At 72.4% G+C, this 13,169-nt stretch carries 11 protein-coding genes; 6 read left to right on the forward strand and 5 right to left on the reverse strand.

The window, feature by feature from the left end; genetic code table 11:
- Positions 1 to 45: 45 nt before the first annotated feature.
- Positions 46 to 1,431, forward strand: coding sequence for a glucose-6-phosphate dehydrogenase (locus L0965_RS14905; protein WP_101306584.1), 1,386 nt, complete (start codon positions 46 to 48; stop codon positions 1,429 to 1,431).
- Here L0965_RS14905 and L0965_RS14910 read toward each other — a convergent pair whose 3' ends face one another.
- Together L0965_RS14910 and L0965_RS14915 are read right to left on the reverse strand one after the other, a co-directional pair.
- A complete protein-coding gene (locus tag L0965_RS14910; RefSeq protein ID WP_101306583.1) occupies positions 1,432 to 2,112 on the reverse strand; it encodes a response regulator in 681 nt (226 codons plus the stop codon).
- On the reverse strand, positions 2,109 to 3,374 hold the full coding sequence (locus L0965_RS14915; RefSeq protein ID WP_061782129.1) for an ATP-binding protein: 1,266 nt from the start codon (positions 3,372 to 3,374) through the stop codon (positions 2,109 to 2,111). The genes L0965_RS14910 and L0965_RS14915 overlap by 4 nt, the downstream gene beginning before the upstream one ends.
- Before the next feature lie 165 nt (positions 3,375 to 3,539).
- On the opposite strand from L0965_RS14915, the gene L0965_RS14920 reads away from it, so the two are divergent.
- Positions 3,540 to 4,982 (forward strand): cation:dicarboxylate symporter family transporter, encoded by a 1,443-nt coding sequence (locus L0965_RS14920; RefSeq protein WP_061782130.1) that lies wholly within the window; start codon positions 3,540 to 3,542, stop codon positions 4,980 to 4,982.
- A 38-nt stretch (positions 4,983 to 5,020) separates the two neighbouring features.
- Here the strand turns inward: L0965_RS14920 and L0965_RS14925 are convergent, their stop codons facing one another.
- Complete coding sequence (locus L0965_RS14925; RefSeq protein WP_082808059.1) at positions 5,021 to 5,623, reverse strand: DedA family protein; 603 nt, start codon at positions 5,621 to 5,623, stop codon at positions 5,021 to 5,023.
- A 151-nt stretch (positions 5,624 to 5,774) separates the two neighbouring features.
- On the opposite strand from L0965_RS14925, the gene L0965_RS14930 reads away from it, so the two are divergent.
- A complete protein-coding gene (locus L0965_RS14930; RefSeq protein WP_101306582.1) occupies positions 5,775 to 7,733 on the forward strand; it encodes a GDSL-type esterase/lipase family protein in 1,959 nt (652 codons plus the stop codon).
- A 30-nt stretch (positions 7,734 to 7,763) separates the two neighbouring features.
- On the opposite strand, the gene L0965_RS14935 is transcribed toward L0965_RS14930, so the two are convergent.
- Complete coding sequence (locus L0965_RS14935; protein ID WP_157831623.1) at positions 7,764 to 7,937, reverse strand: DUF5302 domain-containing protein; 174 nt, start codon at positions 7,935 to 7,937, stop codon at positions 7,764 to 7,766.
- A 286-nt stretch (positions 7,938 to 8,223) separates the two neighbouring features.
- Between L0965_RS14935 and L0965_RS14940 the strand changes: the two genes are divergently transcribed.
- The 3 genes from L0965_RS14940 (at position 8,224) to L0965_RS14950 (ending at position 12,516) form a co-directional block, all read left to right on the forward strand.
- Entirely contained in the window at positions 8,224 to 10,503 is a 2,280-nt protein-coding gene (locus L0965_RS14940; protein ID WP_060959464.1) for a polyribonucleotide nucleotidyltransferase, read from the forward strand.
- 292 nt (positions 10,504 to 10,795) lie between these two features.
- A complete protein-coding gene (locus tag L0965_RS14945) occupies positions 10,796 to 11,818 on the forward strand; it encodes an aldo/keto reductase (protein WP_060959465.1) in 1,023 nt (340 codons plus the stop codon).
- 98 nt (positions 11,819 to 11,916) lie between these two features.
- On the forward strand, positions 11,917 to 12,516 hold the full coding sequence (locus tag L0965_RS14950) for a histidine phosphatase family protein (RefSeq protein ID WP_060959466.1): 600 nt from the start codon (positions 11,917 to 11,919) through the stop codon (positions 12,514 to 12,516).
- A gap of 140 nt (positions 12,517 to 12,656) precedes the next feature.
- On the opposite strand, the gene L0965_RS14955 is transcribed toward L0965_RS14950, so the two are convergent.
- Positions 12,657 to 13,136 (reverse strand): GNAT family N-acetyltransferase, encoded by a 480-nt coding sequence (locus tag L0965_RS14955; RefSeq protein ID WP_101306581.1) that lies wholly within the window; start codon positions 13,134 to 13,136, stop codon positions 12,657 to 12,659.
- Positions 13,137 to 13,169 lie beyond the last annotated feature (33 nt).

The raw sequence follows: 13,169 nt of genomic DNA on the forward strand, positions 1-13,169 counted from the left end.
TTCTGCCGTCTCCCCGGGGCGGAGGGGGCCACGTAGGGTGTGCTCATGGGCGACGTGTCGACACTGGCCATCATCGGAGCGAGCGGCGATCTGACCGAGCGGCTGCTGCTGCCCGCGGTCGCCGACCTGCTGAAGAGTCAGCCCGATCGCCGCATCCATCTGCTGGGGGTGGGACGCACGGCGCTCAGCGATGCGCAGTGGCGGCGTCGCGTGCGCACCGCGTTTCGCGAAGCGGATGCCGAGGAGGCGTTCGCCGCGGTGGCCTCCACGCCCTACCTCGCCGTCGACGCGACCACCGCCGCGGGGCTGCGCCGCGTCGTGCGCGACGCCCCCGACGGCCGGCTCGTGCTCTACTTCGCCGTGCCGCCGGCGGCCGCGGCGGCCGCGTGCGCCGCGCTGTCGCCGGGCGACCTGCCGGCGGGGACCGTGCTGGCGCTCGAGAAGCCGTTCGGCGAGGACGAGGCGAGCGCCCGCGCGCTGAACGAGGTGCTGCGGACGCTGCTGCCGGAGGAGCAGATCTTCCGCGTGGACCACTTCCTCGGCCGATCCACGGTGCTGAACGTGCTCGGCGTCCGCTTCGCCAACCGCCTGCTCGAGCCCGTGTGGACGGCCGAGCACGTCGAGCGGGTCGAGATCCGGTTCGACGAGACCCTGGGCCTCGAGGGGCGCGCGGGCTTCTACGATCGCGCGGGCGCCCTCGTCGACATGATCCAGAGCCATCTCCTGCAGGTCATGGCGGTGGTCGCGATGGAGCCGCCCGCGGCGCTGAACGCGACCGACGTCCGCGACGCGACCGCCGCGGTCCTGCGCGCCACGCACGTCTGGGAGGACAACGCGGTGCGCTTCTCCCACCGAGCCCGCTACACGGCCGGCACCGCCGGCGGCGAGCAGATGCCCTCCTACGTCGACGAGTCGGGCGTCGACCCCGCACGCGAGACCGAGACGCTGGCACAGGTCACCGTGGAGGTGCGCAACGCGCGGTGGGCGGGCGTGCCCTTCACGCTGCGGTCGGGGAAGGCTCTGGATGCCAAGCGTGCGGAGATCGACGTGGTGCTCCGGCCGGTCCGCCACCTTCCCGCGGGCTTCACCGGCGACGCCGCCGGCAGCGTCATCCGCTTCTCCCTCGGCCCCGACCGGGTCACCATGGACATCTCCGTCAACGGCGGCGACGGGCCGTTCGCGCTGCACCGGGCCCGCCTCGAAGCCGATCTCGGCCTGGGCTCGCACCAGGCCTACACCGAGGTGCTGGCCGCGATCCTCGACGCGGACGCGATGCTCTCGGTGCGCGGCGACGTCGCCGAGGAGTGCTGGCGGATCATCCAGCCCGTCCGCGACGCCTGGCGGCGCGGCGACGTGCCGCTCGAGGAGTACGCCGCCGGATCGAGCGGGATCGGGTGGGACGACGCGGGCGTCGCGGCCTCCGGGCGCTGATCAGCGCCAGCGGTACTCCGTCTCGGGACGCCCGCGCGTGCCGTACCGCGGCGAACGCTCGACCCGTCCCGCGTCGGCGAGGTGTTCGAGGTAGCGGCGCGCCGCCACGCGCGACATCCCCAGCGCGTCGGCGGCCTCCGTCGCCGAGAGGGGGCCGCGGTCGCGGACCGCGTCCGACACGCGATCGAGGGATGCCGGAGACAGGCCCTTCGGCAGCACGACGGGACCCGTCGGGCGCAGAGCGCCCAGCATCGCGTCGATCTCCGACTGCGTCGCCGCTCCGGTCGCGGCACGGGCTCGCGCGCGATACGCGCGGTACTGATCCAGTCGATCGTGGAAGGCGGCGAACGTGAAGGGCTTCACGAGGTACTGCACCGCACCGAGCGCGATCGCCTGACGCACCACGTCGGCGTCGCGCACCGAGGTGATCGCGATGACATCGACGTCCGCGGCGCGCGCCCGGATATGGCGCAGGACGTCCAGCCCCGTGCCGTCGGGCATCGTCATGTCGAGCAGGACGAGATCGATCCGCGACCGCTCGGGCGCCTCGAGCACCGCCGCGACGGCGGCGCGCGCGCCGGCGCATTCGGCGACGACCTCGAAGCCCGGCACGCGGCTGACGTAGGTGCGATGCAGCTCGAGGGTCAGGGCCTCGTCGTCGACCAGCAGCACCCCGATCATGACAGTCCCGTCGGCAGCACCACGCGGAACGTCGTCGGCGACAGCCCCAGCGAGATCGTCCCGCCGACCTCGTCGACGACCGCGCGCACCAGGGCCAGACCCACCCCCCGGCCGTCCGCGCCGGCGGGCTTGGTCGAGAAGCCCCGTTCGAACATCCGCGCGCGGGTGTGCTCGTCGGGCCCCTCGCCCGAGTCGGCGACGCTGAGCAGCAGCTCGTCCTCGGCGGTGCGCGACATGTGCACGCGCACCCAGCGCGGCTCCGGGCCCGCGGCCGCGGCATCCAGGGCGTTGTCGATCAGGTTGCCGACGAGGGCGACCGCGTCGATCGGCCGGAGCAGCGAACGGGGCGCGTCGGCGGCGATGTCCGCGCTCCACTCGATTCCCCGCTCCATCGCCTGGGACGCCTTGCCGAGCAACAGCGCCCCCACCGTCGGGTCGCCGTCCGTCCGCGCGGCGACCTGGTCGACCAGCGCCTGGCTCTGGCGTGCGGAATCGGTCAGGATGCCGATGGCGTCGGCGCTCCGGCCGAGCTCGATCAGGGCGACGGCGGCGTGCATCCGATTGCCGTGCTCGTGCGTCTGCGCCCGCAGCGCCTCGCCGAGCGTGCGCATCGACTCGGCCGAGGCGAGGGTGTCGCGGATCGCTCCGGCGGGGAGGTCGCCGGCGACGCTCCGGGTCGCTCGACGTGCGAGCACCGCCCCCGCCAGTCCCGCCCCGACGAGGGCGAGCCCGACCGCCGCGACCACCAGCAGCCGCGGCACGACCTGCGCGGTGACGGTGCGCACCGTCACGCCGACCGACACCCAGCCCACGAGGCGCCCGTCCGCCTCCACCGGCACGATCGTGCGCAGCGACGGACCCAGGGTTCCGGTGAACTCCTCGGTGATCGTCTGCGGCGAAGGCGGGATCGTGCCGATGTAGTGCTGGCCGATCTGGGCCGGGTCGCGGTGCGTGATGCGGATGCCGGCCGTGTCCATCACGGTGACGAAATCGACGCCCGCGCTCGACATCACCTCGCGCGCGATCGGCTGGAGCGTGCGCGTGGCCGCCTCGCCGTCGCCCGCCGCGAGAGCGGACCGGACCTCGGGAAGGCCCGCGAGTGTCGCGGCGACGGCCTGGGTCGCCCGCTCCGCCTCGGCGCGGGCCGCCCGCTGGGCCTCCAGCACGAGCAGCCCCGCCGTCCCCAGCGCCAGCACGAGCGCCGCACCGGCGAGCCACAGGAACAGCCGGGACGCGGCGCTGCGTCCGATGCTGCGGGCCATGGCGCCCCTCTCGACGGTGAACGGCGGTGGCGTGCGTCGCCGCCCGCGGGGCGGGACCAATACGACCACAAGTGAACCACGTGGTCCCGGCGGGCGCACTCTGGGCACGTGGCCGCCAACGTCGGCGGTCCGCGAACAACGACCCGTTCACACCTGGAGGCGGACATGGCCCTCTCGACGACATCTTTCAGACTCCCCGGCTACAACTGGCGCCGCGGCAAGACGTCCTGGGACAAACACACCTGGCTCTACGTGTCGGTGATCATCGCCGTCGTGCTGGGCGCCGTCGTCGGCCTCGTCTGGCCCGAGTTCGCGAAGGGGCTCGAGCCGATCGGCAAGGCGTTCGTCAACCTCATCAAGATGATGATCGCGCCGATCATCTTCTGCACCATCGTGGTCGGCGTCGGTTCCATCGCCAAGGCTGCCACGGTCGGCAAGATCGGCGGGCTGGCCCTGGGCTACTTCATGGTGATGACGACGTTCGCGCTGTTCATCGGCCTCGTCGTGGGCAACATCATCCACCCGGGCACGGGACTGGACATGTCGAGCTCGACCTACGACGCATCCAGCATCGAGGCCACCTCGACCACCCAGTTCCTCATGGGGATCATCCCCACGACGTTCTTCTCGGCCTTCACCGGCGAGAGCGTGCTGCAGGTGCTCTTCATCGCGCTGCTGGTCGGTTTCGCCCTGCAGGGACTCGGCAGCAAGGGCGAGCCGATCATGTACGCCGTCAAGCAGCTGCAGGTGCTCGTGTTCCGCATCCTCGGGATGATCCTCTGGCTCGCCCCGATCGGCGCGTTCGGCGCGATCGCCGCCGTGGTCGGCAAGACCGGCTTCGCCGCCATCGTCAGCCTCGGCATCCTCATGATCGCGTTCTACATCACGTGCGCCGTGTTCGTCTTCGGCATCCTCGGGGTGCTCCTGTACGCCGTCACCCGCGTGAACATCCTGCGACTCATGAAGTACCTCGGTCGCGAGTATCTGCTGATCGTCGGCACCTCCTCGAGCGAGTCCGCCCTTCCCCGGCTGATCGCCAAGATGGAGCACCTCGGCGTCTCGAAGCCCGTCGTCGGCATCACCGTCCCGACCGGCTACTCCTTCAACCTGGACGGCACGGCCATCTACCTGACGATGGCGTCGCTGTTCATCGCCGCGGGCATGGGAACGCCGATGTCGTGGTCCGAGCAGATCGGCCTGCTCGTGTTCATGATCATCGCCTCCAAGGGCGCCGCCGGGGTCACGGGGGCGGGTCTGGCGACGCTCGCCGGCGGGCTCCAGGCCTTCCGCCCCGACCTCGTCAACGGGGTGGGCGTGATCGTGGGCATCGACCGGTTCATGTCCGAAGGGCGCGCCGTCACGAACTTCACCGGCAACGCCGTCGCGACGCTGCTCATCGGCACCTGGACGAAGCAGATCGACCGCGACCGCGTCCGCGAGGTGCTCGCCGGTCGGGCGCCCTTCGACGAGTCCACCCTCACCGGTGACGGCCACGACGGCATGTCCACCGCGACCGGCGCCGTCGGCACGCAGGGACTCGAGCAGGCTGCCCTCGATGAGGCCGCCGCGAAGGAGGAGCGCGCCCGCCGCCGGGCGGCCGCGCACTGACGGCGCGGTCACGTCGCCGCGTCCGGGCGTGCCTGTCCTCAGGCCTCCGGGGCGCGGCGTCGCCGCGCGCGGCCCGCCACGGCGTCGGCGGCCGCGCCGAGGGCGAGCGCGAGGGCGATCGAGACCGCGACGGCGACGACCGTGCCGCCGGGCACGATCGCGGCGACGGCGGCTCCCAGCAGCGCCTGATAGAGCGCCCACGCCGTCGCCGCGGGAGCGGCCAGCAGCAGGTACCGCGGCACCGGCATGCGGGAGGCGCCCGCCGCGAGATTGACCGCCAGGCGGGCGAACGGGATGAAGCGGGCCGTGAACATCAGCGTCGCCCCGCGCCGCGCGAGGGCGTCGCGGGCCCAGCCGAACGCGGCGGTCACGCGCGGCCCCCGCATCCATCGCCAGCGATCGAGGCCGACCGTTCGTCCGAGGGCGTAGCAGCCGAGGTCGCCGAGCAGGGCGGCCAGCGCGGCGACGGCGATCACCGCGATCAGCGGCGGCGCGCCCTCGGCCACCGCCAGCGCGCCGAAGGTCGTCACCGCCGCCTCGCCGGGGATCACGACGAGCAGCGCATCGCCCAGCACCAGCCCCGCCATCGCCGGCAGCGCCCACGGGCTGTGCGCGAGAGCCTGGAGCCATGCGTCCGTCACCGTCCCGGAGTAGCACGGGCCCATGAACGCGCGGCGAACGCGCGCGGCGGGGATGACCGTGCGGTGACCGTCCGCGGAGCGTTCGGGGAACACTGCGTTCCCGGGGCCCGTCAGCACGCCCCCGGGGCCGCGCACCCGCGACCCTGGACCCATGAGAGTCGCGTTCGTCGCCGAGTCGTTCCTGCCTCACATGAACGGCGTCACCGGATCCGTCCTGCAGTCCGTGCGTCATCTCACCGCACGCGGCCACGACGCCCTCGTCATCGCGCCGGGAGCGCCGGGTGCGCGCTCGGATGCGACCACCACCCTGCTGCCCTCCGTGCCGCTGCCCGCCTACCGCCAGGTGCGCATCGCGCTGGGGCGCACCGGGACGCTCGCCGGCATCCTGCGCGACTACGCGCCCGACGTCGTGCACCTCGCCTCGCCGTTCGTGCTCGGCTGGCGCGCCGTCGCGGCGGCGGAGGCGCTGGAGCTGCCGACCGTCGCGGTCTACCAGACCGATGTCATCGCCTACGCCCGCAAGTACGGCGTCCCGCGGGCGACCGCCCTGACCGCCGCGCACGTGGCCCGTCTGCACGGCCGGGCCACGCTGACGCTCGCGCCCTCGTCGTCGGCGCTGCGACAGCTCGACGAACTGGGCGTCGATCGCACGCGGCTGTGGGGCCGGGGCGTCGACACCCAGCGCTTCCGCCCCGAGCACCGCAGTGAGGCGTGGCGTTCCTGGATCGCGCCGGGCGAGGTGATCGTCGGCTACGTCGGGCGTCTCGCCCCCGAGAAGCAGGTCGAAGACCTGGCGGTTCTCGCCGACATCCCCGGCGTCCGCCTGGTGATCGTGGGCGACGGCCCCGCCCGCGCGCGACTGGAGCGCGCGCTGCCGCGCGCCGTGTTCCTCGGCCACCTCGCCGGCGCCGAGCTCGCCCAGGCGATGGCCGGCTTCGACGTCTTCGTGCATCCGGGGGAGAGCGAGACGTTCGGGCAGACCATCCAGGAGGCCCACGCCAGCGGCGTACCCGTGGTCGCGACCGGTCGCGGCGGCCCCGTCGACCTCGTACGCTCCAGCGTCGACGGCTGGCTCTACCGGCCGGGCGACCTCGACGACCTCCGCGATCGCGTGCGCGACCTGGTCGGCGACGCGACCAAGCGTCAGGCCTTCGGAGCGGCGGCGCGGGCCGGCGTCGAGGGGCGGACCTGGCCTGCCCTCGTCGACACGCTGGAGCAGTACTACCTCGAAGCGCGGCGGCTGCACGGCGCGGAGCGCGGCACACGCGTCGGGTCGGCCTCGGCCCCCGCGGCGGAGCGTCCGGCGCCGCCGCTGCGCGGATGGTCGCGCATCATCGCCCTCGGCGACTCGTTGACGGAGGGGCTGTGCGACACGTCGCGGATGCCGGAGGGGGAGTACCGCGGCTGGGCGGACCGCCTGGCGACCCTCCTGGCCCAGCGCTCGCCGACACCGGTGCGCTACGCGAACCTCGCGGTGCGCAGCCGCCGTGTCCGCGACCTCCTGGACGAGCAGCTCCCGCGCGCGCTCGCGATGCGCCCCGAGCTCGCGACCGTGCTCATCGGCGCGAACGACCTCGTGTCGCACCACGTCGACGCCGACACCGTGGCCGCCCGGGTCGACGACGCGGTCGGCCGCCTGCGCGCGGCGGGCAGCGATGTGCTGCTGGTCACGCCGTTCCTGCCCGACCGCCGCGCCTCACGGCTGTTCTCCCGCCGGTTCGCCCGCTTCGCGGTGCGGCTGCGCGAGATCGCCGCCCGGCACGGGGCTTTCCTGCTGGACCTCGAGAGCGATCCCGACATCGGCGAGCGCGAGAAGTGGGCGCACGACAAGGTGCACCTGAGCTCGCGCGGGCATCGGTTCGTGGCGTACCGCGCCGCCGAGGTGCTCGGGCTGCCCGACGTGGAGGCGCTCGGTGCGCTCGACGCCGCCCTGCACGCCGACGACGACCGCCCGGTCAGCGGCACGTGGCTCACCCGCGACGCGCTGCCGTGGGCGTGGCGGCGGCTGCGCGGGCGCACGGCCGGCGACGCCGTGACGGCGAAGCACACCGACTACGTCGATCTTCCCGCCGGCGGGTCGTCCGACCGTGCGCGCACGCCGCAGCGCTGACCCGCGATGACCGCGGGGCGCGTCGGCGCGTCAGCCGCTCTTGCGGCGGAACTCCCGCTTGGTGACCGCGCCGTGCGTGCCGTGCACGGCCGAGTCGCCGTCCAGGTGCGCCTCGCCGGTGCGGCTCTGCGCGTTCTTCTTGTCGAGCGCCTCCCTGAACTTGCGCTTCATCTCCTCGGATGCCGTGGTGTCATCGGTGCTCATGCCCCCAACCATACGCAGGCGAGGGCGCGACTGATAGGCTTGGGCAGGTTGCCGTGGATCTTCTGCGGCATCCGGAGCAGGCCGGCAGGAAGCTGGTCCCCTGTGGTGGGTTCCCGTTCGACGCGATCCGATGCGAACGGTGGCTTTCTACTGGTGGCCAGCGCTGACCGTCCCGGCGGCGCCTCACGCGGTGTCGCCGCGCGTCTGGATCTGCCCGTTCCTGCTCCTTCGCACGATCTCGTGCGCGAAACGCGCGCGCGAGTCTAAACAAAGAAGGAGAGACCTCTTGGAAGGTCCAGAAATCACCGCCGCCGAAGCCGTTCTCGACAACGGCCGCTTCGGCACCCGCACGATCCGGTTCGAGACCGGACGACTCGCGCAGCAGGCACAGGGTGCCGTCGCCGCGTACCTCGACGAAGAGACCATGCTGCTGTCGGCCACGAGCGCGGGCAAGCACCCGCGTGAGGGCTTCGACTTCTTCCCGCTGACCGTCGACGTCGAGGAGCGCTCCTACGCCGCCGGCAAGATCCCCGGCTCGTTCTTCCGTCGCGAGGGCCGCCCCTCCACCGAGGCGATCCTCGTCTGCCGCCTCATCGACCGTCCGCTGCGCCCGTCGTTCGTCGACGGCCTGCGCAACGAGGTCCAGATCGTCGTGACCGTGCTGAGCATCGCCCCGGGCGAGTACTACGACGCGCTCGCGATCAACGCAGCATCCCTGTCGACGCAGATCTCCGGTCTGCCGTTCTCGGGCCCCATCGCCGGTGTGCGCCTCGCGCTCATCCCGGGTCACGGCGAGCACGCCGACCAGTGGGTCGCGTTCCCGACGGCCGCCCAGGTCGAGGAGGCCGTGTTCGACCTCATCGTCGCCGGTCGCGTCCTGGAGGACGGCGACGTCGCGATCATGATGGTCGAGGCCGAGGCCACCGAGAACAGCTGGAACCTCATCAAGGCCGGCGCCACCAAGCCCAGCGAGGAGATCGTCGCGCAGGGTCTGGAGGCCGCCAAGCCCTTCATCACCGCGCTCGTCGCCGCGCAGAACGTCGTCGCGAACACCGCGGCCAAGGAGATCCAGCCGTACCCGGTCTTCCCGCCGTACGCGACGGAGACCTACGACTTCGTCGCCGGTCGCGCCTACGACCGTCTGGTGCCGGTGTACCAGATCGCCGACAAGATCGAGCGCCAGAACGCCGACGACGCCGTCAAGGACGATGTCAAGGCTCAGCTGGTCGCCGCCGTCGAGGCGGGCGAGCTGCCCGACAGCGCGCTGGCCGAGTTCGGCGCCGCGTACAAGTCGGTCACCAAGCTGATCGTCCGCGGCCGCATCCTCACCGAGGGCGTCCGCATCGACGGCCGCGGCCTGGCGGACATCCGTCCGCTGGATGCCGAGGTCCAGGTCATCCCGCGCGTGCACGGCTCCGCGATCTTCCAGCGCGGTGAGACCCAGATCCTGGGCGTCACGACGCTGAACATGCTCAAGATGGAGCAGCAGATCGACTCGCTGTCGCCGACCACGAGCAAGCGCTACATGCACCACTACAACTTCCCGCCCTACTCGACCGGTGAGACCGGCCGCGTCGGGTCGCCGAAGCGTCGCGAGATCGGGCACGGCTTCCTGGCCGAGCGCGCGCTCGTTCCGGTGCTGCCCAGCCGCGAGGAGTTCCCCTACGCGATCCGTCAGGTGTCCGAGGCCCTCGGCTCCAACGGCTCGACGTCGATGGGCTCCGTCTGCGCCTCGACCCTGTCGCTGCTGAACGCGGGTGTGCCGCTGCGCGCCCCCGTCGCCGGCATCGCGATGGGTCTGGTCTCCGACCAGGTCGACGGCCAGACGCGCTACGCCGCGCTGACCGACATCCTGGGCGCGGAGGACGCGCTCGGCGACATGGACTTCAAGGTCGCCGGTACCAGCGAGTTCGTCACGGCGATCCAGCTCGACACGAAGCTCGACGGCATCCCGTCGTCGGTGCTGACCGCCGCGCTGACGCAGGCGAAGGACGCGCGCATGACGATCCTGAACGTCCTGAACGCCGCGATCGACGGCCCGGACGAGATGGCTCCGACGGCGCCGCGCGTCATCAGCGTGCAGATCCCGGTCGACAAGATCGGCGAGCTGATCGGCCCGAAGGGCAAGACGATCAACGCGATCCAGGACGAGACGGGGGCGCAGATCTCCATCGAGGAGGACGGCACCGTCTACATCGGCGCGACCGACGGCCCCTCGGCCGAGGCCGCCCGCGCCCAGGTGAACGCGATCGCGAACCCGACCAACCCCGAGGTCGGCGAGCAGTTCCTCGGAACGGTCGTCAAGCTGGCGGCGTTCGGCGCGTTCATCTCGCTGCTTCCCGGCAAGGACGGCCTGCTGCACATCAGCGAGGTGCGCAAGCTCGCCGGTGGCAAGCGTGTCGAGAACGTCGAGGACGTGCTCGGCGTCGGCCAGAAGCTGCTCGTCAAGATCACGAAGATCGACGACCGTGGCAAGCTGTCGCTCGAGCCTGTGCTCGAAGAGGCCGCCGACCAGGAAGGCCGTGCGGCCGCCAGCGAGGGCCCGGAGGCTCCCGCCGAAGGCTGAGCGCACGCGGCGCGGCACCCCGTAGGGTCGCCGCGCCGCCCAAGGACACGGATGCCCGCTTCCTCCCGTCTCGGAGGGGCGGGCATCCGTTCGTTCACCGGATGTCCACCGAATGGCGGACATCCGGTGCCCCGCGACGGCGTCGTGACGGAAGCGTTATGGAATGTTTACCGTTCGTTCGGCGCGATGCGCAGCGCGGGTGCGGGGCTGGCCTACCCTCGGAACTACACATCGGGGGGTGGGTATCGAGACACACGGGGCCGCAGCGGCGGCAGCGTGAGGGGGTGAACGGATGGGTTACTTCGGCATCGGCGCCACGGCGGCCGGGTCGCGCGTCGTCGCGGCGCCGCACCCCTCCGCGCCCATTCCCGTCCAGGGGGCTCCCGTGGGATCCGTCATCCGCACCGGGCTCGGCGAGTCCGGGCTCGACGTCTTCCCCATCATGCTCGGCGCGGCCGAGTTCGGCTGGCACGTCGACCTCTCCGCGGCCCACGGCATCCTCGACGCGTACCGCGAGTGGGGCGGCAACGCCGTGCACACCTCCGACGGGTACGCCGCCGGGCGCAGCGAGCACATCGTCGGCCAGTGGCTGGGTCGCCGCGGCATCCGTGACGACATGGTGCTGGCCGTGCGGATCGGATCCAACCCCGACAACCCCGGCCTCGGACCGGTCAACCTGATCCGCGCCGTGGAGGCCTCCCTCACGCGGCTGCAGACGGACCGGATCGACCTGCTGTACCTCGACGCGACCTCCGACGACGCGACGACGCTCGAGGACACCCTGGCGACCGTCGAGTGGCTCATCGAGTCGGGGAAGGTGCGCGCCGTCGGCGCGTTCGGTCACTCGGCGGCGCAGCTCGTCGAGGCCCGCATCCTCGCCTCGGCGGGATACCCGCGGTTCACGGTGCTCGACGTGCCCTACAACATCCTCCGCCAGAGCGAGTTCGACGGCGATCTGCGCCTGGTCGCGGGGGCGCAGGGCATCGCGGTCACGCCGTCGCAGGCGCTCGAGCACGGCTACCTCGCCGGAGTGCACCGCGACCGCGCCAACGTCGCGTACTCCGTGCGCGGCATCCAGCTGGCGGCGTCGATGAACAGGCGGGGGTCCCGCACCCTCCGCGCGCTGGATCGGATCGGCGCCGAGCTGGCGATCCCGCCCTCCGCGGTCGCGATCGCGTGGCTGCTCGCGCAGCGCGCCGTCGTCGCACCCATCGTCAACGTCTTCGCCGTCGGTCATGTGGAGGAGCTCGTGCAGGGCGTGGGAGCGCGTCTGAGCCGGGCGCATCTGGCGGAGATCGCCCGCGCGATCCAGTAGTCGGGGCGGCGGCGCGCGGCGCTGTCAAGACCCGGTCGGGCCGCGTCGGCCTGACGTAGGGTGGAAGAGCCCCACCCCCAGGCGAGACGAGTATTGACGTGACGCATTACCTGTACCTCGTGCGACACGGAGAGCATCTCGACGCGGAGCACGGGCTCGAAGACGGTCCGCTGTCGCCGCGCGGTCGCCGCCAGGCGGAGCTGCTGGCCGACCGGCTGTCCGGCGTTCCGCTGGATGCCGTGTGGCACTCTCCCCTCGAGCGCGCCGCCGAGACCGCCCGCGCGGTCGCGGGCCGTCTGCCGTCGGTGACGCCCGAGCCGTCGGCGCTGCTGTTCGACTGCATCCCGACCGGCATGCTCCCCGAGACGCCGTCGATCTACGAGCCGTTCTTCGGTTCGTACACCGAGGCGGAGATCGACGCGGGGCGCGCGCAGATGGGCGACGCGGTCGCGGAGTTCCTCGTGCGCAAGCCCGCCGCGCACGAGCTGCTCATCACCCACAACTCCGTGATCGCCTGGTTCGTCCGGGAGGTGCTCGACGCGCCGGACTGGCGCTGGATGACGATCAACCAGGCCCACTGCGGCCTCACGGTGCTCGCCCAGCGCAAGGGGCGGCCGTGGGCGCTCGTGACGCACAACGATCTGGCGCACCTGCCGATGGAGCTGCGCACGGGCCTGCCCGAGGTCCCGCCCGTCTGAGCTCCGGCGTGCGGGAGTGTCGGCGTGCGCAACGTCGGATTCGCTGTCGCCGAGACCCTCCACGTGCCGTGATCGCGGGGGCTGTGCGGCCCCGACCGCGAGGATCTCCGACGGTCGTCACCCGACGGCGCCGCCGTGATTCACAGCGCCTTGCGCAACCACACCGTCGCGTTGGGGTTGTCGTTGTAGGGCTCGACGGCGGTGAAACCGGAGCGGGCGTAGAGCGCACCGGCCGCGTCGAGGGTGTGGTGCGTGTCGAGCACCAGCTCCGCGGCGCCGAACCCGCGCGCCCGCTCCTCGAGCGCCTCCAGCAGCAGCCGTCCCCATCCCCGGCCGCGCGTGCGCGGCTGGAGGTAGAGGTGCTTCACCTCGTAGCGCGGTCCCGCCGGTCCGTCATCGATCCGACGGATGCCGCCGCAGCCCGCGTCCGTCGCGTCGGCGCCGTCGTCGTCCACGACGACCAGGAACACGCCGGCCGGGGGAGTGAACACGGATGTCGCGGGAAACACCGGCTGGTAGGCCTGTCCCTGCGGGAAGGCCGCCGCGCGCATCCGGAAGTACTCCTCCAGGAGGGCACGCGAACGGGGATCGTCGGCGGTGAGCGGCTCGAGACGGACCATCCCTCGAGCGTAACCGTGTCGGGTCCACGCCCT

The sequence above is a fragment of the Microbacterium sp. NFH-22A-Y genome, assembly GCF_021401375.1.
Lineage (GTDB): Bacteria > Actinomycetota > Actinomycetes > Actinomycetales > Microbacteriaceae > Microbacterium > Microbacterium hominis.